Below are 23,746 nucleotides of genomic sequence, written 5' to 3' on the forward strand. Positions count from 1 at the left end.
CGCCCACTTGCATGTAGCCGATAGATCCTTCGCTACCGCTCGGGATGACAGGAAAGGATGTACTTTTTATTTTCCATTTCGTGCAACTAACCTGTTACAAGGTGCGTCTAATAGTAAAACAATAAAACCATGAGAACACTAAAAACACTATTTATTGCCGGCTTGATGGTAGGCGCCGCAAGCATTGCTAAAGCAGATACCCAGGACCGCCACTTAACAGGCTTTAACGCTGTGAGCGTTGCCGGTTCGTACGATGTGTACATTACCCAGGGCTCAACCGAGTCGGTAAAGGTAGAAGCCCCTTCGGATGTTATCGACCGTATTATTACCGAGGTAGAAGGTGGTGTATTAAAGATCCATACAAAAGAAGGCTCCAACTGGAACTGGACAGGCAATAAAAAAATGATCGTTTACGTAGCTATTAAAAATGTAAACGCGGTTAGCCTTGCAGGCTCAGGCGATGTGTTTTTTAAAGATGGCTTAAAAGCACCCTCGTTAAAAGTAAAGCTGACCGGATCGGGCGATATCAGCGGAAAAGTTGATGTTAAAGAATTGGAAAGCAGCATTGGCGGCTCGGGCGATATCACCCTTACAGGCCGGGCAGATAATTCAACCGTTAGCGTAGTTGGCTCGGGCGATTTTACCGGTTCAAACTTAGTAACTACCAACACACGTGTTAAAGTTGCAGGCTCGGGCGATGCCAGGGTAAATGCTAACGATAAAATAGATGCTTCTGTTGTTGGTTCGGGCGATGTGCATTATACAGGCGCGGCCAAAAACATTTCCAGCTCAAAAGCAGGAAGTGGCAGCGTAAGCAGGATGTAACGCCCTTTAGATAAAGGACAAAACGACAAAAGACAAAGGACTTTTTAGTCAACAAAAAAGGCTTCGGGATATTCCGAAGCCTTTTTAAATATATATGATAATGTTATGCTAATTGCTTAGCTAACTTATCTGCAAGTACTGATTTTGGTACAGCGCCAATTTGTTTGTCAACAATTTCGCCGCCTTTAAAGTATAATAAAGCAGGGATATTACGGATGCCGTATTTCATTGAAATGCCGGGGTTGTTATCTACATTTACTTTACCTACAACAGCTTTGCCTTCGTAGTCTTTAGCAAGTTCTTCAACTACAGGGCCTACCATTCTACACGGGCCACACCATTCTGCCCAAAAATCTATAAGTACAGGTTTATCTGATTTTAATACAAGTTCATCAAAGTTTGCATCAGTTATTTCTAAAGCCATGATTTTATTTTTTAAATAATGTTATACAAATATATACTATTCAAATAGCTTGCCACAAGTAGGCACATGACAATGTGACAATTATATTATCAACATCTGCCCTAATTACAAATGCTTTATAGTTGCAGCTATTTGAAGGGTTACTTTTAATGTGGATAACGTGTTAACTGCGCTTCCTTAAGTTAGGAAGTTTTTTACGTGGGTTCCGGCTTGTATGAAAAATGGATATGATTAATATAAGATTTTTTAGAGGATAGAATTTATAAATAATGAGATATGGAAAACCATTTATTTTACATTCTCTTATATCATATTTTTTAATGGGATAAAGCAATGGCGCAGCTAAAACCGATACTAACTTTTGCTCTACCGAAAATTCAAACCGTTCTCCTAAACCTTGTAGTTGTTCTTCGTACCAGGCGTAAGCTTCCTGATATTCAGTATCCGCTTTGGGATCAAATTGAATGAAATACAAAACTAAACCTTTATAGATTTTGCCTTTGATTTAACTTCTTCCCAAGAAATCGCTTGCGTTTTTCCTCTTTCAAAATCGTCAACGCGGCTTTTCATTTCTTGTAAAAACTCTTTATTTTCCCAAAGATCAAGTTCTTTTACAATATCATCCTCTACCATCGTATATATCGCTTCCAGTTTTTTATCATCCGCGAAGCGGATATATTCATGTAGCCTTTCTCTAATCGCCTGGGTGGTCATAACAATTCGTTTAAAACAAATTTAACTTATATTATTTAAGATAGAAAGCTACCAATACCACGGCACACGGCCTGCGCATTTGTCAAATAATACAATGTAATTAATTGAGGGTTACCTTTTATGTGGAAAAAGCATTAATAAGAAACACCAATTAATCAATATGCACGCTTTCATTTATGGGGTCGTCCCGCTCTTGCTGCTGCTTACGGCACCCTTAATGCAAATAGTTTTATCAAGTAAAAAAATCCATGGCAAGGTAAAGCTTTCCTTTATCTTCATTAATATTTCCTGTTTTCTATCAGGAATTATTTTACCACTGGTAGCCACCTATATTTTTATAGGTGGTATTTCTCCTGATATTAAATGTATTACTGGGATAGAGGTTATTGCTTTATTAGGGTTTTTTATCACAATTGTGACAACGCCTATTATAGCCACAGTTAGTTATATTAATTATCGATCTAAACAAAATGGCCGCAAACTAATGCTTAACGGATCATATGTTTGTTTATAATTCATCTATCCGTCTACAACAACACAGCCGGTGCGTTGGTCAGATTATAAATATCCGCCATCAACTCATCACTTGGGCTAACCTTGTGCGATTTGGACAGCAGGTCTACATACATGGCTTCCTCGCCATCGCGTATCTTAAATTTAAGCTGGCAGCTTTTGGCCGGATATTTTTCGTTATTGGTGTTGATCACCTGCATCAGGTTATCAAGCAATTGATCGTTCAGGGCTTTTACGTCCAGGCATACGGTTAACGATTTGGTGAGTTTATCCCGCATTTCGGATAACAAACTCATCACGGTTACCCTCAGGTCCCAGTTATCCTTCTGGCGGAATTTTTCTTCGATGTTACCCTTGATATGCAGGAAGTACCCGTCGACCATCATGTTGCGGAACTTTACATAGTCTTCGCCAAAAAAGGCAAACTCGTAGCTTTCGTTATAATCTTCTAAAATAAACGTACCGAACGGTTTACCCATCTTGGTGGTTTTATGCTGTACGTTGGCTACTAACCCGCCAATACAGATCTCGCCGCGCTTACGCAGGTTGGCCAGGTTTTCCATTACCTCTTCCCCACCCTCGCCCGAGCGGGCTTTCTGAATGTTCTTAAGTTCGGTGATGGATGTATTGCAGTATTTATCAAGCTCCAGTTTATAGTTATCCAGCGGGTGGCCGGTTAAATAGATGCCGATAACTTCTTTCTCATATTTCAGCTTTTCTATCAATGGCCATTCTTCAGCCTCGGGTAAGGCCGGTTCGGGGATATAAGATGCTACCGAACCACCAAAAAGAGACGATTGCGAGCTGCTCTGTGTGTTCTGGTAATCATTACCATATTTTATCAGCCGTTCTACCCCGGTTAAAATACCGTTCTCTGTTTTAGCGAAGAACTGCGCGCGGTTCAAGCCAAAATCATCAAAGGCGCCGCCGTAAACCAAATTCTCATAAGCCTTGCGGTTTACCGAGCGGGTGTTTGACCGCTGCGCGAAATCATAAACGGTTTTATATGGTCCGCGTTCCTTACGTTCTTCAATTATACTTTCAACCGCCTTTTCGCCAACACCCTTTACACCTGTCATTCCAAAACGGATAACACCTTTTCTGTTGGCGGTAAAAGCCATATCGCTCTCGTTGATATCAGGGCCTAAAACCTCAACACCCATGCGGCGGCATTCTTCCATAAAGAAGGTGATCTTCTCCATGTTGTTCTGGTTATTTAATACCGCTGCCATATATTCTGCCGGGTAATGCGCTTTTAAATATGCTGTTTGATACGCCACAAAAGCATAACAGGTAGAGTGCGACTTATTGAACGCATATTGTGCAAAGGCTTTCCAGTCGTTCCAGATCTTGGTGAGCTTATCTTTGGGGTGGCCTTTGGCAATGGCCCCATCCATAAACTGGGCCTCCATTTTATTAAGTACCTCAATTTGCTTTTTACCCATCGCCTTACGCAAAACGTCGGCATCGCCTTTACTAAAGCCCGCCAGCTTTTGCGATAAAAGCATCACCTGCTCCTGATACACGGTAATACCATAGGTTTCGCCCAGGTATTCTTCCATGTCCTGCAAATCAAAGGCGATGGGTTCGATACCGTGCTTACGTTTAATAAACAATGGTATATACTCTATCGGGCCGGGCCGGTACAGGGCGTTCATGGCAATTAAGTCTTCAAACTTATCCGGCTTAAGGTCGCGCAGGTACATTTGCATCCCGTCGCTTTCAAACTGGAAGGTACCGTTTGTATCACCACGCTGGTAAAGCTCATAGGTTTTTACATCATCCAGCGGGATATAATCTATATCGATATGTACATCGTGGTTTTGCTTGATAAGCCTTAGCGCGTCCTTAATAATGGTAAGGGTTTTAAGGCCCAAAAAGTCCATCTTGATAACCCCTGCATCCTCAATCACGCGGCCATCGTACTGGGTAACCAGCAGGTCGGAGTCTTTAGCGGTAGCCACCGGTACAATGTCTGTCAGATCGTACGGGGCTATAATGATACCTGCGGCGTGCACACCCGTATTACGCACCGAACCTTCCAGTTTCTCCGCTTCGCGAAGCACTATACCTTTAAGATCGGTTGATTTGTAGATGGCCTGCAATTCGGGCACCTGTTCAATAGCCGTTTTAAGGTTGATACCCAATGTTTCGGGCACCAGTTTCTTCAATGCGTTCACATCGCTTAACGGCATATCCAAAACCCTGCCCACATCTTGTATACTTGTACGGGCAGCCATAGAGCCGTAGGTAATAATTTGCGCGACCTGGTTCTTACCATATTTATCAACCACGTAATCAATAACCTTTTGGCGGCCGGCATCATCAAAATCCGTATCAATATCGGGCATGCTCTTACGGTCGGGGTTAAGGAAACGCTCGAACAGGAGGTTGTATTTCAGCGGGTCGATATTGGTGATACCCGTACAATACGCCACTACCGATCCCGCCGCCGAGCCACGGCCCGGGCCAATAAATACGCCCATATCGCGCCCTGCCTTTATAAAGTCGGCTACGATCAAAAAGTATCCTGCAAAACCCATGGTGCGGATGGTGAACAACTCAAAGTTGATACGCTCTTCGGCCTCGGGGCTAATATCTTTGTAACGCTCTTTAGCGCCCATAAAGGTAAGGTGCTTCAGGTACTCCCATTGGTTTAGGGTATCCGAATCAGGCGTCATTTCACTGTGGATCTTAAACTCCGGCGGGATAACGTAATTTGGTAACAGGATATCGCGCTTTAGTTTAAGCACGTCAACCTTGTCAACTATCTCCTGCGTATTATCAAGCGACTCAGGAATATCATGGAACAGCTTACCCATTTCCTCCTGCGTTTTAAAATAGAATTGGTCGTTGGTAAATCCAAAACGGTAGCCCTTGCCACCTTCTTCGTCGGTAGCTATGGGGGTGCTTTGCAAGTCGCCGGTGTTTACGCAAAGCAAAATATCGTGCGCGTTTGAGTCCTGCTGATCCACATAGTGCGAATCGTTTGAGCAGATAACTTTTACATTGTACTTTTTGGCAAATTTCACCAGCACTGCATTCACAATATTTTGCTCGGGGATATCGTGGCGCTGCATTTCGATGTAGAAATCTTCGCCAAAAAGGTCAAGCCACCATTTAAATTCTATTTCGGCAGCGGCTTCGCCGTCGCGCAAAATAGCCTGTGGTACCGAAGCCCCCAGACAGCAGGTAGTAGCAATAATACCCTTATGATATTTGAGGATAAGCTCCTTGTCAATACGCGGCCATTTGCTGTAAAGCCCTTCAATATATCCTAACGAACAAAGCTTTATCAGGTTTTGGTAGCCTTCGGCGTTTTTGGCCAGCATCAGCTGGTGGTAGCGCTTATCTTTTACTTCTTTTGTGAACTGCTTTTTATGCCTGTCGTCAACCACGTAAAACTCGCAACCCACAATGGGTTTTACATTGTGTTTACCCGCTTCGGCCACAAATTTGAACGCGCCAAACATGTTGCCGTGGTCGGTAATGGCCAGGGCCTTCATCCCGTCGGCTGCCGCTTTTTTATATAGCTTTGATATATCGGCGGCCCCGTCAAGCAACGAGAATTGGGTGTGTACGTGTAAGTGCGAAAAATCGGGCATATTATATCTGAATCAACTAATCCGGTGGATTACAAATTTAGCGAAAAGGATGTTTTTTGGATATTAAAAAGAAGCAAATCTTTCCACAGGCGGCTTACAATACTGGCGTGTTGTCACTTATGTATTGTAAAATTATCCTTATAGCCATTTTCCTCAAACATTTCTTTTTTAGTAATGTTAAAAAACGCAGAGCACGGTGTGTTTAGCACATAATTTGTATAACAATAGGTAATAACCCTAACCTTTAAGAATTTGGAACGATTTGGACGTATAGCCCTTAAAACAATACTTTGGATAATTGCAAGTGTCATCTTTTTGGTGTTGCTTGTAGTTATTTTAATACAGGTACCCGCCGTACAAAACTATGCGAAAGACAAGGCTGTTACTTTTTTACAAAATAAAATCCATACTAAAGTAGAGATAGGCCACATCAGCCTTGGCCTGCCTAAATTGCTGGTGCTGGAAGATGTTTATTTTGAAGACCAGAAAAAAGACACCCTTATAGCGGGCGATAAACTGAAGGTTGACATCACCCTGTTAAAGCTGCTGAAAAATAAGGTCGAGATAAACGAGATAAACCTGGAAGGCATTACTGCCAACATTAGCCGTGGACCGGATAGCCTGTTCAACTTCGATTATATCATGAAAGCTTTTGCCGGCGAGCAGAAGAAAGAAGTTAAGCCCGAAGACACTACCTCTACCATGAAGTTTTCGGTAGATAAGATCATCCTGGACAGGATTAACATTAAGTACAAGGATGTAACTACCGGCAACGACGTGAAATTCCTGCTGGGCCACTTTGATACCCGCATCAAGGATTTTGACCTGGATAAGATGAAGTTTACCATCCCCAAGATAAACCTGAGCGGCGTGAACGCTAAAATTATTCAAACCCCTGCTGGTTCGTCAATTAAACAAGCCGCTACCATTGATACCGCCACCGCGCCGTTAAACATGGACCTTAGCCTGGGCGAGATAAACATAGACAAGGTTAAGGTTGATTACAAAAGCAGCGAAATGGCCGCCAAGGTTGACCTGGGTACCTTTTTGGTGGAGATGGATAAGATAGATATGAAGAACCAGCATGTGGGTATCAAATCTATCAAGCTGGATAATACCAACGCGGGGCTTACCTTTGCCAAACCGGCTACCGTTACCAAAGCGGTTGAAAAAACAATTAAAAAAATTGACACGCTGACTTCAAGAACGCAAGCCAAAGGCTGGACAGCCAGCCTGAACCGTATAACCCTTACCAACGATAATATTAAGTTTGATAATGATGCTCAAAAACCCCTGCCACGTGGTTTGGATTTTGCACACATGGGTATCAAAAACTTAAATACCGACATACAGGACCTTAACTACACCCCGGATAGCTTATCGGGTAAGGTTAACTCCTTCACCTTTGCAGAGAAAAGCGGGTTAAAGATCAATAAATTCCATACCACGTTTTTTTATGGCCCAAGAAGTGCTTACCTGAAAGACCTGCTGGTAGAAACGCCAACATCAGTGATACAAAAGGATCTGCAGGTGGGTTATCCTTCTATCGAATCGTTAACCAAAAACCTGGGCAAGCTTAGCATCAACGCCAATCTCGATGGCAGCAAGTTGGGCTTGCGCGATGTATTGCTGCTGATGCCAACCATGGCCTCGATGGAGCCGTTTAAATCATCGCCAAACTCGGTCATCAAAATAAACGGGCGCGTAAATGGTACGGTTGACAACCTGCATATCCCCAATATCGAGATAAGCGGTTTTGGCAACACTTACGTAAAAGCATCGGCCAATATGCGTGGCCTGCCTGATGTGAATAAGGCTTATGTAGACCTTAACATCAACGATTTCCGTACCACACGCAATGATATTGCCCGCCTGGCACCAAAAGGCACCATCCCCCCAAATGTGAGCGTCCCCGAAAATATGGACCTGAAAGGCACCTTTAAAGGCACTATGAAAAACTTTAACACCAAACTAAACCTGCGCAGCAGCTACGGCGCGGTTGATTTGGTGGCAGCCATGAAAAGCGGTAAACGCAAAGGAAGCGAAACTTACTCGGCCAATATAAAGGCCAATAATTTAAACGTTGGGGCGTTAACTAAACAACCGCAAATGGTGGGTTTTGTAACCATGAAAGCCAATATCAGCGGCACCGGCCTCGACCCAAAAACCGCCAGCCTTAAATTTAACGGCGATGTTGTAAGCGCCAACGTTAAGGGCTACACCTACCGTAACCTGGTGATGAACGGTACCGCCCGCAACGGCAGCTACGTAGCCAAAGCCCGCATGAAAGACCCTAACATCAATTTTACTTTGGATGCTAAGGCCAATATGAACAAGAAGTATCCATCGGTTAACGCAACGCTTTTGGTGGATAGCATTGATCTGCAGAAACTGAACTTTACCAAAACCCCGATGCGCTTCCACGGCAAAATTATTGCCGATGTACCTACTGCCGACCCGGATTACCTGAACGCCAACATACTGGCTACAGACCTGGTGGTGAACAATAACGGGCAGCGCATTCAAATGGATACCATCAGCCTGATATCAACCGCCAACGCCGATAGCAGCACCTTAAAATTAAAAACCCCCATGTTTTACGCGCACATGGGTGGCAAATACAAGCTAACCCAAATTGCCCCCGCTATACAGGATGTGGTTGATAAATATTACAATACCAGCCTGGGCAGCAAAACCCCGCGCGTAAAGATCAAATACTCGCCGCAGCAATTTACGTTTGATGCACGACTGGTTAAAACCCCGTTGGTAACCCAGTTTGTACCCGACCTGAAACAACTTGACCCGGTATTATTTAACGGCCGCTTTAACAGCACCACCGGCGAGCTGGTGGTAAATGGCTCGGCACCAAAGGTTGTTTATGGCACCAATACGGTTAATAACCTTAAACTGGCTATCAACACCGGCAATAATGCTTTAAACTACAGCTTTAATGTCGACGAGGTAAAAGTAGGGTCCTCGCTCGATCTGCTTTTCACCAGCATAACCGGCGCGGCTCAAAATAACAAATTAGGTATAAACCTGCAGGTAAGGGATGCCGCCAAAAAAGAACGTTATCGCATTGCAGGCCAGTTTAGCGTACTGCCAGATCAGTATCAGTTCAGCTTTTTGCAGAACGGTTTGCTGCTTGATTATACCCCATGGGCAGTTAGCGCGGATAACGCCTTGTTTTACGGCGCTAAGGGGATACTGGCGCGCAACTTCAGCATTACCAACAGCAACCAGGTGCTGAGCGCCAATAGTAACTCGGGCGAGTACAATTCGCCTATAACAGTTGATTTCAGGAATTTCCGCATCGAAACTTTGACCAAACTGGCCAAACAGGATTCGTTACTGGTTGGCGGCATGATCAATGGTAATGCGGTGGTAAGCAACTTCCAGAAATCGCCTGTATTTACCGCGGCACTTAATGTAAGCGATTTTAACTTTAAAGGCGATACCGTGGGTAACATAGCCCTTAAGGTAAACAACCAAACCCAAAATGCTTACGCCGCGCAAATGAGCATCACCGGCAAAGGTAACCAGGTAGACCTGAACGGCATGTATTACACCACGCCCGAAAGCCGGTTTGACCTGAACCTGAATATTGTTAACCTGGGGATGAAGAGTATCGAGGGTTTTAGCTTTGGCGCCATCCGCAACTCCAGCGGCAACATCACCGGTCAGTTAAAAATAACGGGCACAACCACCGCGCCGGCCGTGCGGGGCGATATACAATTCAACAAGGTGGCCTTTAACGTAAGTATGCTCAACTCCTACTTTACCATGCCCAAGGAGAGCATTACATTTAACGACGAGGGCATCCGCTTTAACGACTTTACGCTGGTTGATTCTACCAACAACAAGGCGGTTATCTCGGGTTCTATCTACACCAAAACCTACACCGACTTTAAGTTTGGGATGAACATACGGTCGGATAACTTCAGGGTTATTAACTCCACCAAAGCCGACAATAAATTATTTTACGGTAAGCTTTACATGGATAGCAATATTAAAGTGCGGGGCGATATGGCCAAGCCTGTAGTTGACGCCACGCTTACCGTTAACGATAAAACAGATATGGTTTTTGTACTGCCAACCAGCGACCCGGGTGTTGAAGACCGTAAAGGTGTGGTTGAATTTTTTGATGCCAGCGCGCCCAAAACCGATTCGATACTAATGGCACGCCAGCTGGATTCGCTGAAACAATCGGAAATTACCGGGCTTGACGTGAATGCCACCGTAAATATTGATAAGAACGCCGCCTTTACCATTGTAGTTGATGAGCGCAACGGCGATGTGGTACACCTGAAAGGCGAAGCACACCTTAGCGGCGGGATAGACCCAAGTGGTAAAACAAGCTTAACCGGTACCTTTACTGTAAACAGCGGCTCGTACAATTTATCGTACGCTACCGTATCGCGTAAGTTTAACTTTAAGCAGGGCAGCACCATCACCTGGACAGGCGACCCAACCACCGCCAATATCGACCTGACCGCTATTTATGTAGCCAACGTTCCGCCGATAGACCTGGTAGCCAATCAGCTAAGCGACCAAAACACTACGCAATACAAGCAAAAGCTGCCGTTCAACGTAAACCTTAACTTACGTAACGAATTAATGAAACCCGATATCAGCTTTGATATTACCCTGCCCGATAGCAACTACAACGTATCAGGCGAGGTAACCAACACCGTGGATACCCGCCTTGCCCAAATACGGCAGGACCCTAACGAACTGAACAAACAGGTGCTTGGTGTTTTAGTGCTTGGCCACTTTATTGGCGATAACCCGCTGCAAAGCCAGGGCGGCAGCGCAGGTGTGCAGGGCGCTATCCGCAACAGCGTAAGCAGTTTATTAACCGACCAACTGAACAGCCTTGCCGGCGGCCTGATCTCCGGCGTAGACCTCAACTTTGGTTTAACATCCGGGCAGGACTACTCATCCGGTACGGCCACCAACCGAACAGACCTGAACGTAGGTTTATCAAAACGCTTCCTTAACGACAGGCTTACCGTATCGGTAGGTAATAACTTTAACCTGGAAGGCGCGCAACAGGGGCAAAAAACATCCAACATAGCCGGTAACGTTTCGGTTAATTATAAGCTGAGCAAAGACGGCCGCTATACCCTGCGCGCTTACCGTAAAGATGAGTTTGTAGTGATACAGGGGCAGATCATCGAAACCGGTGTAGGCTTCTCGCTCACTGTAGATTATAACCGCTTCCGCGAGATCTTCCGCAAACGTACCGAGCAGGAAAAAGAAATGCGCCGTAAATACAAAGAAGAGCAAAAAATAAAAGACGAGCAGGAAAAAGCATCGCAGCAAAAAGATAAAGACGAAAGAACTAAGACCCAGACCACAACCTTATGATAAAACGTATAATATATTTATTATCACTGGCCGTTATACTAAACGCTTGCAGTACCACCAAATACGTACCCGAGGGTGAAAAGTTATATACCGGCGGCACGGTAAAGGTTGAGGATAAAGCCATTTCAAAAAGTGACTCGAAAAACATCAGCGCCGAAATGAAGACCTTGATACGCCCTAAACCAAACTCGGCAATATTAGGCATGCGTATAAAGCTGTGGTTATATTATAAAACCAAAAATCGTAAAGGGTTTATCCAAAAATTCCTGAGCAAATACGGCGAGCCACCAGTGTATGTAAGCCAGGTTGACCTGGCCAAGAACAGCGAAATTATGACTAACCGCCTGCAAAACGAAAGTTATTTCCAGGCAAGTGTTAGCGGCGATACCATCGGAAAAAAGAAAACCGCCAAGGCTGTTTTTACCGCCTTGCCCGGCCCATCGTACACCATCCGTAACATCACTTTCCCAAGCGCTACAGATAACAGCCTTGATACCGCTATTAAAGGCACACAGGCCGGTACCCTGTTAAAAAGCGGTGATAAGTATAACCTTGATGTTATCAAATCGGAGCGCATCCGTATCGATACCCGGTTAAAGGAAGAGGGCTTCTTCTACTTCGCGCCCGAGCAACTGATAGTAAGGGTTGATAGTACGGTGGATACACACAAGGTTGACCTTGTTGTTAAGATTAAAGAAACCACCCCCGAGCAGGCCCGTGAAATTTACACCATCCGTAATATTTATGTTTACCCAAACTATTCGCTGCGCGATACCTCGCTAAAGCTGGACCAGGCACAAGCCTACCGTTGGTATAACATCATCGACCCACGCAAAACCGTAAGGCCATATATCTTTGCTAATACGGTATTGCTGCACCCTAATGATGTGTACAGCCGCGAGGTGCATAATAACTCGTTAAACAGGTTTATTAACCTGGGGCCGTACCGTTACGTAAAAAACAGGTTCGAGGATGTAACACCCGACTCGCCAAAGCTGGATGTTTATTATTTCCTAACCCCATACAAACGCAAATCGTTACAGGCCGAAATTATAGGCCGTACCACATCGGCTAATTACACCGGTACCCAAATAAACCTTAGCTGGAAAAACCGCAACGCTTTTAAAGGCGGCGAGCTTTTAACCGTTACCCTTTTTGGTAGTACCGATGTGCAGGTTGGCGGCCAAAACAATGGCTTCAACGTTTTCCAATATGGTGCCCAAACCAGCCTGTCGTGGCCGCGGTTAATTAGCCCGTTCAATTTCCGGTCGGCTAACGCCTATATACCGCGCACCATTTTAACGCTGGGCTATACATCTGTAGTAAGGCAAAAGCTGTATTCGCTTAACTCGTTTACCGGGTCATTTGGTTACCAGTTTAAATCTGATATACATAAAACGCATGAGTTAAACCTACTGGAGGTAGCCTATGTAAAGCCGCGTAACATTACCGACCTGTATACAGATAGCATCAGGAACCCTAATAACCGTAACCCTTCGCTTAAGCACGTTATCGACCCGCAATTTACCATGGGCCCAAGCTATGCCTATACTTATGATAACACTACCGAAGACTATCGTACCAACAGCCTTTATTATCGCGGCAAGTTAAGCCTGTCAAATAACTTGTATGGCATTATAAGTGGTGCCGATACCCTGGCCGGTAAAGTAAAAACATTATTTGGTGCCGTGTTTAACCAATATGTTAAAGCCGAGGCGGAGATACGGTTCTTCCATAAATTAACCACAGGTAGTAAAATTGCCACCCGGTTATTGGTGGGGGTTGGTTTGCCCTATGGCAACTCTACTATACTGCCGTATAACCAGCAGTTTTTTATAGGCGGCCCTAACAGTTTAAGAGGCTTCCGGCCCCGGTCGATAGGCCCCGGCACGGTTGACCCAAGCCCGGGTGATGCCAATACATTTATTGCCGACCAAAGCGGCGATATAAAACTGGAAGCCAATATCGAGTACCGGCAAAAATTGTTCAGCATTGTATATGGCGCTTTGTTTGCCGATGCCGGTAACATCTGGAACGCCAAGCCACACCAGGTGGGTGGTACATTTGGCCCCAACTTTTTAACGCAAATGGCGGTAGATGCCGGCTTTGGTTTAAGGTTTGATGCCACCATATTGGTATTGCGTACCGACTTGGGTTTCCCGCTGATAAGGCCTTACACGCCTGCCGGTGGCACACGTTCGATAACCCCAAGCTTTAAAAATGCCATCTTTAATATCGCTATCGGTTATCCGTTTTGATTATTTATTGATTTAGTGAATTAGTGATTGATCGCTATATTGCCGCCGTTTGAAAATGACCCAATGACAGCGAAGCGTAATGACCCAATGACAGCGAAGCGAATGACAGCGAAGCGTAATTACCCAATGACAGCGCAGCGAATGACAGCGCAGCGAATGACAGCGAAGCGAATGACCCAATGACAGCGAAGCAAATGACACAATGACTAAAATTTCCGTTTCCGTCCCTTTGAATATTATCGATCTGCATGGCGATGGGTTTCACCCGGTGCTGGATATTGTGATATTTAACAAGCCATTTAAGGTGGTGCTGGATACGGGCGCCTCGCGCACGGCATTTGACCACGAACTGCTGGTACAGGTCAACCAGGAAGCCCCTATTATTGCCAGCGAGAGGTTATCAACCGGGCTGGGCACCAATACTATGGAATCGGCCACGGCGGTAATAGAAAATATCTGGATAGGCGACCTGCTGATCCCGGAGCTGGAAGTAGCGGTGCTCGACCTGTCTACCATCAACATAGCTTACCGCGAAATGGGCCACCCCGAAGTTTTAGGCGTTTTGGGCAGCGATGTACTGATGAAGTACAACGCCGTTATTGATTTTGGGAAAAAGACGTTAAAGCTGAAGTGATAAAAAACATATTATTATTTGGATAGCGCTGTGTTAAACTCATCCTTATATAATTTGTATAAGGCTATATTGTAAACCAGGGCCAACAGCAATAAAATGGTAATACCATAGAATTGATCAGCATCCCAAATTTGGTACGAAGTTGTATTTCCAAATACCATCACTACTACAAAAATGCGTATGGGTATGCCCGCCATAGTCTCAAATAATCTATCCTTTGCAGATTTGCGGGTAGTATCTAAAATATACCCGGTGTTATACAATCTTAATAAATAAATGCCGCCGGGCACTATTGTCATCAGCGCGAAAATTGTTTCAATAGTAAACGGAACAAGCCTTGCATGTGTTAATGTGTAATAGACTGCCAAAGCAAATATCAGCGTATAAAATAAGGCAGGAAACTTAAAAAAGGATATAAAGTAGTCAAGAAATTTGCTGGTGCATTCTTTCACCAACGCATCCTTCCCGGCTTTTTCTATCTTCAGCAAATTTTTATGGCTGCCAAAGTCATTAATGATAATGGTATTGATGGTATCCTCAAACTTAATGCTATCCGGCTGGTGCTCTATCGCAGATAGGATGTGATCGTAGATCTCCTCGTAGCTTTCCCGGTATGTAAGCGTATTGTGCAGATAGTCTTGCAGTACCTTCAGTTGTTTTTCCGTAGGTTTCATTTGGTTGCCGGTTTAAGGTTCAACAATGTTTGCAGCTGGTCTATAAACGATTGTGCTTCGTCGAGTTTGCTGGTTACCTCTTTGCCACCCTGCTCAGTTAAGCGGTAATATTTTCGCACCCGGTTATCAACCACCTGTGTAAAAGTTTCCAGGAAGCCATCGGCCTCCAGTTTATGCAGTGCCGGGTACAATGCACCTTCGGTAAGCATTATGCCACCCTCTGATACCTCTTTAACCTTTTGGGTTATCTCGTAGCCATACATCTGGTCGTTATCTTCCAGCAGTTTTAAAATAATGGTTTGCAGGCTGCCTTTTAGCAATGGATTAGTGCTCATGCCCCAAATATATAATTTATTTTATATACATAAGAAAATTATGTATATAAATTTAAAAGGTCATGACCGGATATCTCGTTTATAAAAAAAGCCCCGCTTTTTAGCGGAGCTTAATATTAATAGAAAAAGATATCTGCACAGTTAAATTCTGCACAGTTGAAAACCCTATGTATCTATACGTGCATAGCGCGCGTTCTTCTCAATAAATTCGCGTCGTGGGGCAACTTCGTCTCCCATCAGCATCGAGAAGGTATGATCGCACTCGGCAGCATTTTCAATAGCTACCTTTTTAAGGGTACGGTTGGCCGGGTTCATGGTAGTATCCCATAGTTGCTCGGCGTTCATCTCACCCAAACCTTTGTAACGCTGTACGTGTACGCTATCTTCCTTACCTGCGCCTTTAAGGCGTTGTATGGCAGTATCGCGTTGCTCGTCGGTCCAGCAGTATTCAGATTCCTTACCTTTTTTAACCTGGTATAACGGTGGCGATGCAATGTACACGTATCCGTATTCAACCAGTTCTTTCATATAACGGAAGAAGAAGGTCAGGATCAACGTGGTAATGTGCGAACCATCCACGTCAGCATCCGTCATGATCACAATTTTATGGTAACGCAGTTTGGTCAGGTTCAATGCTTTGGCATCCTCTGGGGTGCCAATGCTTACACCAAGCCCGGTAAACATGTTCTTTATTTCTTCGTTCTCGTAGATCTTGTGCTCCATGGCCTTCTCCACGTTCAGTATCTTACCCCTTAAAGGTAATATTGCCTGAAACTCGCGGTCGCGGCCCTGCTTGGCGGTACCACCCGCCGAGTCGCCCTCAACCAGGTATAATTCGCACAGGGTTGGGTCGCTGTTAGCGCAATCAGATAGCTTGCCCGGTAAACCCGAACCGCTCATTACACTTTTACGCTGCACCATTTCGCGTGCCTTACGGGCTGCTGCGCGGGCTGTAGCGGCAAGTATAACCTTCTGCACAATCATTTTAGCTTCGCGCGGGTTTTCCTCCAGGTAATTACCTAAAATTTCGCCTACGGCAACGTTAACGGCCCCGCTTACCTCGCTGTTGCCCAGTTTGGTTTTGGTTTGCCCTTCAAATTGCGGTTCCTGCACTTTTACCGAAATTACAGCGGTTAACCCCTCGCGGAAGTCATCACCGGTAATTTCAATTTTCATATTTTTTAACAAGCCCGATTTATCGGCATAAGCCTTAAGCGTACGCGTTAAACCCATCCGGAAACCGGCTACGTGCGTACCACCTTCAATGGTGTTGATGTTATTCACATACGAGTGCACGTTTTCGGTATAGGTATCGTTGTACTGGAAAGCCAGTTCAACCGGGATACCCTGCCTGATACCCTCCAGGTAAATTGGGTCGGGGATGATGGCCACACGGGTACCATCAAGGTATTTAACAAATTCTTTCAGCCCACCTTCAGAGAAAAATTCTTCCACAATAAAAGAACCATCATCATTGGTTTCGCGCTCGTCTGTTAAGGTTAAACGGATGCCTTTATTTAAAAAAGCCAGCTCGCGTAAGCGGGTAGCCAATGTTTCAAATTTATATTCGGTGGTCAGGCTGAATATTTCAGGATCGGGCTGAAAAGTTTGCGTGGTACCTGTACGGTCTGATACCCCTATTTCCTTCACTTCAAATAAAGGCTTACCCTGTGAATACTCCTGTGTAAATACTTTGCCCTCGCGCTCAACAACGGTTTTCATGTGGGTTGACAGCGCGTTAACACAGCTTACCCCCACACCATGCAACCCGCCCGATACTTTGTAAGTATCCTTATCAAACTTACCGCCGGCATGTAAAACGGTCATTACAATTTGCAATGCCGATACTTTTTCTTTTGTGGTGATGCCTGTTGGGATACCACGGCCGTTATCTACAACTGTGATGGAGTTCCCTTTATGAATAGTTACGTTAATGGTATCGCAATACCCGGCAAGCGCCTCATCTATCGAGTTATCAACTACCTCGTAAACCAGGTGGTGAAGGCCTTTAACGCCTGTATCACCAATGTACATCGAAGGCCGTTTACGTACCGCTTCTAAACCTTCTAAAACCTGTATATTATCCGCTGAATAATTTGATTTATCCTGTTTTTCTTCGCTCATATTTGATTAAAACAATAACCTTTCTCCAAGTGGAGTTCTATACACAAAAATAAGATTTTCGCTTCACATAACCTTAAACAATGTGTAACATAAGTACGATTGTGGATAAATATGACTGGTAATAAACATGTTAATTAATGGTTAGGAAACTTGTGGCGAAAGATTATATTTGTCAAAATTTTTTTTAAGATAAACACAATGAAAATCAAGGCATCAATTGTTACAAAATCAGTATTGGCAATATTAATTGCCGCAGGTGTATCTGCTTGTAACCAAAATAAAACTGATAGCAAACCAGCCGCGTCTACAACCGCAAGCACTGCCGGTGCAGCGCCTGAAATTGTTTACATCAACCAGGATTCGTTGGTTAGTAAATACGACTATATAAAGGATATGGATAAACGCCTTAGCGAAAAAGGCAAAGCCGCGCAGTCTGACGTTGCATCGCGCCAGCAGGCCATTCAGCGCGAATATGTAGAGTACCAAAAAGCTGCTGCTACCATGCCTGCAGATCAGCGCCAGGCTACCGAGCAGCGTTTACAGAAGAAAGGCCAGGAGTTTCAGCAATACCAGCAAAATGCCGGCGCACAGGTACAAAACGACCAGTTGAGCGAACAAACCAAGCTTTACGACAAACTGGTTGAGTTTACCAAAGCTTACGCTAAAGAAAAGGGTTACAAAATGATATTAACCTACCAAAAAGGTAACACTACCGTGCTTTACGGCGACCCAAGCCTTGACGTAACCGCCGATGTGGTTAAACGCCTGAACGAAGCTTACACTAAAGACAAAAAATAATATGACAGATGTGCGAATATGCAGATGTGCAGATTAAAAAATAATAATTTAAAACCCCTGCTTATAGCCGGGGTTTTTTAATTTTAGGCTGATATGGAAGATACCGGGAACGAAAAATTTATGCAGATGGCTATAGACCTGTCTGAATATAACGTAAGGCAGGCACAGGGCGGCCCTTTTGGTGCTGTTATAGTGAAAGACGGTATGGTTGTGGCGCGCAGCGCAAACCGGGTTATACCACAAAACGACCCTACCGCGCATGCCGAGGTATTTGTTATACGTTTAGCCTGCCAGGAACTGGGCACATTTAATTTAGAAGGCTGCGAGATATACACCAGTTGCGAGCCATGCCCTATGTGCCTGGGGGCTATTTACTGGGCGCGTATAAGTAAAATATATTATGCCAATACCAAAAAAGATGCTGCCGATATTGGCTTTGACGATCACTTTATTTATGATGAATTAGCCAAGCCCATGGAAAAGCGCGAGTTACCTTTTGTACAATTGATGCACAACGAAGCCCTGGCGATCTTTAAACAATGGGAGATCTCGGAAAGTAAAAAGGACTATTAGTTTATCAGGCCAATCCATTGGCAATCTTCAAAATCGGTAAGCATATGAAAAAGCAAGCCTACCGCTACTATCCTTGTTTTCGGGAAAAACAAAAGAATTAGGTACACGCCTATTGCATAATAAGAATGCAGCGGGTGGAAACCTACACTGCACCTTGCCGGGTTAAAAATGGGCTTAGCCAGCAGGTGGTCGGCATCAACTATCATGGTGGCAACCATTATCAGCCAGGCCTTTTTCCACCTATCCCTGAAAAATATAAAAGCCAGCAGCCCCGGCGCTAAAAAATGCAACCCGTAGTGTAACAAGGGCCGCAGCACGGTCAATAAATTAAAACTTCCCATCAAAACCAATAGCATAAGTTTCAACGGGTATAATTTTAGTTTATTAACGATTTTATTAATTCTTCCAGATCTTTTAGATAAAGCATGTTAGGACCATCACTCATGGCGTGGTCAGGGTCGGGATGGGTTTCGATAAAGTAGCCGCTTGCCCCAAATGCTTTTGCCGCGTGCGACATATTTGGCACAAATTTACGGTCGCCGCCGGTTTTGCCACCTGCACCGCCCGGGCGCTGCACCGAATGGGTACAGTCCATACAAACCGGGTAGCCAAACTGCACCATATCGGCAATGTTCCTGAAATCGACCACTAAATTGTTATAGCCAAATGAGTTACCACGCTCGGTCAATATGATTTGGTCGTTGCCCGATTCTTTAACCTTTTGCGCCGGGTAAAACATATCCTGGCCAGACAGGAACTGCGCTTTTTTAATGTTCACTATTTTGCCGGTCTCGGCCGCGGCCACAAGCAGGTCTGTCTGCCGGCAAAGGAATGCCGGGATCTGCAATATATCCACCACTTCGGCACATGCAGCAGCCTGGAAAGGCTCATGGATGTCTGTAGTAACGGGCAGGTTAAATTTTTCTTTTACATTATTCAGCATCTCCATACCCTTTGCTAAGCCCGGGCCGCGGTAGGCATTTACGCTGGTGCGGTTAGCTTTATCAAATGACGATTTAAACACAACCGTTACCGGGTATTTACTGCCTATTTCGGCAACCTTTTCGGCTACGGTGTAAAGCAGGTCCTGGTTTTCCATTACACATGGGCCAACAATAAAAAAAGGTTTTTGGGTAATATCTTTATATAGTGCCATCTGCTATTTTTTTACGTGCAAGTTCCAGGTCGGCAGGGGTATCTATTCCCTTTTCGATGCCCTTTACTTCTATCATTTTAATTTTGTAGCCGTTCTCAATCGCCCTTAGCTGCTCCAGTTTTTCGATGCTTTCTAAAAACGAAACCGGCATGGTAATAAACTCTTTTAAAAACGAGGCCTTGTAAGCATACACCCCCATATGTTTTTTATAAACCGATGTATCAACCACTTCTCCATCTCTCGAAAAAGGGATAGCGTGCCTGGAAAAATATATGGCATTGCCATTTACATCGGTTATCACCTTCACCAGGTTGGGGTTATTCAATTCTTCTAAATCCTGCACCGGCGCACAAACACTGGCCATAACCGCATCACTTTGCTGCAGCGCGGTTATCAGCCTGTCAATTATCCCTGCATCAAAAAATGGTTCGTCGCCCTGTACATTCACAACTATATCACAGGCTATATTTTCAATTACCTCAGCAATCCGGTCGGTACCACTGGGGTGGTCTTCGCGTGTCATTACAACATTTGGGGTAAAAGCTTTGCAAACATTAAATACCTCATCGCTGTCGGCCGCTATCCATATCTCGTGGTGCAGGGTGGCCTTAAGGCAGGCATCATAAACCCGTTGTATAACCGGCTTACCACACAGATCGGCAAGCACCTTGCGCGGCAACCGGGTAGATTTAAGGCGTGCGGGTATAACAATGATCGCTTTCATTATTAAGCCTGGTTAAAGATCTGGTAAACGCCTGTCAGTACATCTTCGTCGTTATGCACCAACAGCGTAGTTATTTTTCGTTCCATCATTAACGTTTCGGCATCGTATACCAATTCATGCTCGTTAATGATCCTGGGGTTGGTGTTCATAATTTCTGTAATAGGCAAATTATGCAGATCATCGTACTTTACCAGGCCCCGCCGCAGGTCGCCATCGGTTATAACACCTGCTACCTTATCGGGTGTGCCCACTATTACCATGCCTAACTTGCCTTCGCTCATTTGCAGTACAAGCTGCGTAAAGGTGGCTTTTGTATCAATAAACGGAAGCTTATCGGTACGCATCAGATCTTTTACCCTTACCAATAACTTACGCCCAAGCCTGCCGCCGGGATGGAACCGTGCAAAATCGGCAGGTGAGAAATCCCGCGCCGTCATTAAAGCTACTGCCAGCGCATCGCCCATAACCAATGTGGCCGTGGTTGATGATGTCGGCGCCAACTCTAAAGGGCATGCCTCCTGCTTAACGCAAACATTTAAATGGTAGGTGGCATTTTTTGCAAGGGTTGAATTGGAGTTACCGGTAATGGCTACGAATACATTTTTATTGTATTGCAGGTAAGGGACGATCTTTAGCACCTCTTCAGTCTCGCCCGAGTAGGATACGAGTATTACCACATCGTCGGCATTTATCATGCCCAAATCGCCATGAAAGGCTTCGGCAGGGTGCATAAAAAAGCTGGGGCTGCCTGTACTGGTAAATGTAGCGGAGATCTTTTTGCCGATATGGCCGGATTTGCCCATCCCGCAGACTACAAGCTTACCTGCAGACCGCAGGATGGCTTCAACAGCCTGGCTAAACTGCTCGTCGATCATCGAAGCCACGTATTGCAACGATGCTATTTCTATATCAAATACTTTTTGGGCAATACTTTTCATTAAATGCAGAAGCCGGGAGACTTATTTTGTATTGCAATTATACTCAATAAAATTTGATAAGCTAAATGGTGCCTTATACCCAGGTTGAATTTTGACGATGTAATAAGCAATAAACAGCTTAATCCTGAAGTACGCGCAACTTACTTGTTTCGGCAGGTATGCTTACTTCGCGGTTGCTATCCAGGTTTTCGAATTTAGAATTCTTGCTGATAAACTCCGGAACTATCTCCTTCATTTTGTTTACCATAGCCATTTCATCGTTCTGCTTGTTTAATAAAATAAGATCGTTGATATCATCAGCTACCTGTTTGTAAGGATAGGTTATCACTTCAGATATTTTGATCTTTTCGTGGTGGGTAGGCATAGTATTCTCGCCCTGGTTAAGCAGTTCTTCGTATAATTTTTCGCCCGGGCGTAAGCCTGAGTAAACAATTTTTATATCCCTGTCGGGCTGTAAACCGGCAAGTTTTATCATTTTAAGCGCCAGGTCAACTATTTTAACCGGTTCGCCCATATCAAAAATAAATATCTCGCCGCCGCTACCCATCGTGCCCGCCTCTAACACCAGGTGTACGGCTTCGGGGATGGTCATAAAGTAACGGGTAATTTCGGGATGGGTAACTGTTATAGGCCCGCCTTTTTGGATCTGCGCCCTAAAGCGTGGTATAACCGAACCGTTTGAGCCCAGCACGTTACCAAAACGGGTAGTGATAAAGCAAGTACCTTTATTAGCCGGGCTATCCTTAAGCGATTGTATGTAAATTTCGGCAATACGCTTGGTGGTGCCCATGATGTTAGATGGGTTAACCGCTTTATCGGTAGATACCATTACAAATTTGTTTACACCAAAAGCAAGCGAAAGATCGGCAATGTTTTTTGTACCCAATACGTTTGCCCTTACCGCTTCAGATGGGTTTTCTTCCATCATTGGCACGTGCTTGTAAGCAGCGGCATGGTAAACAACCTCGGGCCGGTAATCAGAGAAAAGTTTCTCCATGCGGTAATAGTTCCTGATATCGCCGATAAAGATCTTAACAGGCACCTGCGCAAACTTTTCTTCTACCTCAAGGCGAATGTCGTGCAACGGTGATTCGGCCTGGTCGCAAAGGATAACCATTGCGGGGTTATATTGTAATACCTGCTGCACAATTTCGGACCCGATAGAACCGGCCGCACCGGTAACCAGTACACGTTTACCCTGCAGGTCTTCAGATATGCGGGTAGTATCTATCTGGATAGTTTTACGCTGCAATAAGTCCTCAATTTTAAGGTCTTTTATTTGCTGCATATTAAGTTTACCATATATCCACTGATCAGACGGTGGTACGGTAAGTATCTGTATGCCTAAAGCAAGGCAGGCTTCCAACGCGGTTTTCTTCGATTGTTCATCAAGATGATGGTTCATGATGATCATTTTATCAATAGCGCGCTTCTCTTTAAGCTTGGCAAGCTTATTTATGTCGTAAACCCTAACCTGTTGTATCTCTTTATTGATCTTGCTCGAATCGGCATCATCAACAAAGCCGGCAATAACAAAATTTGTTTTGGCGCTGGCTTCTAAAGCTTGCTTAACCAGCACCGCGCTGGTATCTGAGCCGTATATAAGTACAACGGTTTTTTTTGAGCTTGAATAGTTATTTAAATAATTAAAAGCACTTTTTACAGCACTCCTGAGTAAGATAAGTAATGTGCTGGATACCGAGAAGTTAACTAAAAGGACCAGATCGATAGTAGCAGTATTCACTGATAAAAATGGTTTAACCCAAAGGGTAATTACCGTTATATATACTATGCTGCTAATAAATACCGAACCGAATATGCGCAATACATCGCGTGTGTTTGAATACCTGATAAGCCCGGTGTGTATACGCATTGCATACATTACTAACGCTGCAATTATACAGTACAGGCCTGTATACACAAAAAAGTACCCTCTTAATATATTGGCGAATTCAAAACGATGAACGATAAGATATGAGGAAGCAAATGACCATGTAACAATAACAAAGTCAAATAACATTATTATCCACCTGGGTACAACCTTACTAAAAAGTAAATATTTTTTCATATGGCAGAATTAC

Annotated in this window: 19 protein-coding genes; 7 read left to right on the forward strand and 12 right to left on the reverse strand. The window is 44.4% G+C overall.

The features are described from left to right. Positions 1 to 129: 129 nt before the first annotated feature. Positions 130 to 825 carry a head GIN domain-containing protein gene (locus EWM62_RS11695; protein ID WP_129876851.1) on the forward strand — a complete coding sequence of 232 codons (696 nt, stop codon included), beginning with the start codon at positions 130 to 132 and terminating at the stop codon, positions 823 to 825. Positions 826 to 928: 103 nt separating this feature from the next. Here the strand turns inward: EWM62_RS11695 and trxA are convergent, their stop codons facing one another. The 3 genes from trxA to EWM62_RS11710 form a co-directional block, all read right to left on the reverse strand. Continuing rightward, positions 929 to 1,249: a thioredoxin gene (trxA, locus tag EWM62_RS11700; RefSeq protein ID WP_129876852.1), complete on the reverse strand. Its 321-nt coding sequence runs from the start codon at positions 1,247 to 1,249 to the stop codon at positions 929 to 931. 163 nt (positions 1,250 to 1,412) lie between these two features. Continuing rightward, positions 1,413 to 1,724 (reverse strand): type II toxin-antitoxin system RelE/ParE family toxin, encoded by a 312-nt coding sequence (locus EWM62_RS11705; protein WP_162499832.1) that lies wholly within the window; start codon positions 1,722 to 1,724, stop codon positions 1,413 to 1,415. Positions 1,725 to 1,726: 2 nt separating this feature from the next. Beyond that, complete coding sequence (locus tag EWM62_RS11710; RefSeq protein WP_129876853.1) at positions 1,727 to 1,963, reverse strand: addiction module protein; 237 nt, start codon at positions 1,961 to 1,963, stop codon at positions 1,727 to 1,729. A 217-nt stretch (positions 1,964 to 2,180) separates the two neighbouring features. Between EWM62_RS11710 and EWM62_RS11715 the strand changes: the two genes are divergently transcribed. Then, a complete protein-coding gene (locus EWM62_RS11715) occupies positions 2,181 to 2,477 on the forward strand; it encodes a hypothetical protein (protein ID WP_129876854.1) in 297 nt (98 codons plus the stop codon). Positions 2,478 to 2,490: 13 nt separating this feature from the next. On the opposite strand, the gene dnaE is transcribed toward EWM62_RS11715, so the two are convergent. Further along, on the reverse strand, positions 2,491 to 6,081 hold the full coding sequence (gene dnaE, locus EWM62_RS11720) for a DNA polymerase III subunit alpha (RefSeq protein WP_129876855.1): 3,591 nt from the start codon (positions 6,079 to 6,081) through the stop codon (positions 2,491 to 2,493). A 252-nt stretch (positions 6,082 to 6,333) separates the two neighbouring features. On the opposite strand from dnaE, the gene EWM62_RS11725 reads away from it, so the two are divergent. The 3 genes from EWM62_RS11725 (at position 6,334) to EWM62_RS11735 (ending at position 14,343) form a co-directional block, all read left to right on the forward strand. Continuing rightward, complete coding sequence (locus EWM62_RS11725) at positions 6,334 to 11,451, forward strand: translocation/assembly module TamB domain-containing protein (RefSeq protein ID WP_129876856.1); 5,118 nt, start codon at positions 6,334 to 6,336, stop codon at positions 11,449 to 11,451. Further along, entirely contained in the window at positions 11,448 to 13,709 is a 2,262-nt protein-coding gene (gene tamL, locus EWM62_RS11730; protein WP_129876857.1) for a translocation and assembly module lipoprotein TamL, read from the forward strand. Before EWM62_RS11725 ends, tamL begins: the two co-directional genes overlap by 4 nt. A 202-nt stretch (positions 13,710 to 13,911) precedes the next feature. Then, entirely contained in the window at positions 13,912 to 14,343 is a 432-nt protein-coding gene (locus EWM62_RS11735) for an aspartyl protease family protein (RefSeq protein WP_129876858.1), read from the forward strand. 14 nt (positions 14,344 to 14,357) lie between these two features. Here EWM62_RS11735 and EWM62_RS11740 read toward each other — a convergent pair whose 3' ends face one another. From EWM62_RS11740 to gyrB, 3 genes are all read right to left on the reverse strand, one after another. Then, positions 14,358 to 15,017: a hypothetical protein gene (locus EWM62_RS11740; RefSeq protein ID WP_129876859.1), complete on the reverse strand. Its 660-nt coding sequence runs from the start codon at positions 15,015 to 15,017 to the stop codon at positions 14,358 to 14,360. After that, a complete protein-coding gene (locus EWM62_RS11745) occupies positions 15,014 to 15,352 on the reverse strand; it encodes a PadR family transcriptional regulator (protein ID WP_129876860.1) in 339 nt (112 codons plus the stop codon). The genes EWM62_RS11740 and EWM62_RS11745 overlap by 4 nt, the downstream gene beginning before the upstream one ends. 165 nt (positions 15,353 to 15,517) lie before the next feature. Then, a complete protein-coding gene (gene gyrB, locus EWM62_RS11750) occupies positions 15,518 to 17,476 on the reverse strand; it encodes a DNA topoisomerase (ATP-hydrolyzing) subunit B (protein WP_129876861.1) in 1,959 nt (652 codons plus the stop codon). Positions 17,477 to 17,674: 198 nt separating this feature from the next. On the opposite strand from gyrB, the gene EWM62_RS11755 reads away from it, so the two are divergent. Beyond that, the gene (locus EWM62_RS11755) at positions 17,675 to 18,274 is read left to right on the forward strand and encodes an OmpH family outer membrane protein (protein ID WP_129876862.1); all 600 of its coding nucleotides are present in this window, start codon (positions 17,675 to 17,677) and stop codon (positions 18,272 to 18,274) included. A gap of 93 nt (positions 18,275 to 18,367) precedes the next feature. Further along, entirely contained in the window at positions 18,368 to 18,847 is a 480-nt protein-coding gene (locus EWM62_RS11760) for a nucleoside deaminase (RefSeq protein ID WP_129876863.1), read from the forward strand. Here the strand turns inward: EWM62_RS11760 and EWM62_RS11765 are convergent. From EWM62_RS11765 to EWM62_RS11785, 5 genes are all read right to left on the reverse strand, one after another. Further along, on the reverse strand, positions 18,844 to 19,203 hold the full coding sequence (locus EWM62_RS11765) for a DUF6122 family protein (protein ID WP_238989339.1): 360 nt from the start codon (positions 19,201 to 19,203) through the stop codon (positions 18,844 to 18,846). The two genes, EWM62_RS11760 and EWM62_RS11765, sit on opposite strands and share 4 nt — an antisense overlap. 20 nt (positions 19,204 to 19,223) lie before the next feature. Next, entirely contained in the window at positions 19,224 to 20,003 is a 780-nt protein-coding gene (gene kdsA, locus EWM62_RS11770; RefSeq protein WP_129876864.1) for a 3-deoxy-8-phosphooctulonate synthase, read from the reverse strand. Next, positions 19,990 to 20,727, reverse strand: coding sequence for a 3-deoxy-manno-octulosonate cytidylyltransferase (kdsB, locus tag EWM62_RS11775; RefSeq protein WP_129876865.1), 738 nt, complete (start codon positions 20,725 to 20,727; stop codon positions 19,990 to 19,992). The genes kdsA and kdsB overlap by 14 nt, the downstream gene beginning before the upstream one ends. A gap of 2 nt (positions 20,728 to 20,729) precedes the next feature. Then, positions 20,730 to 21,665 carry a KpsF/GutQ family sugar-phosphate isomerase gene (locus tag EWM62_RS11780; RefSeq protein WP_129876866.1) on the reverse strand — a complete coding sequence of 312 codons (936 nt, stop codon included), beginning with the start codon at positions 21,663 to 21,665 and terminating at the stop codon, positions 20,730 to 20,732. Between the two features lie 118 nt (positions 21,666 to 21,783). Continuing rightward, complete coding sequence (locus tag EWM62_RS11785; RefSeq protein WP_317127810.1) at positions 21,784 to 23,538, reverse strand: polysaccharide biosynthesis protein; 1,755 nt, start codon at positions 23,536 to 23,538, stop codon at positions 21,784 to 21,786. Between the last annotated feature and the right edge of the window lie 208 nt (positions 23,539 to 23,746).

Origin of the sequence: Mucilaginibacter terrigena, assembly GCF_004168255.1 — a bacterium.
In the GTDB taxonomy this organism is placed as follows: domain Bacteria; phylum Bacteroidota; class Bacteroidia; order Sphingobacteriales; family Sphingobacteriaceae; genus Mucilaginibacter; species Mucilaginibacter terrigena.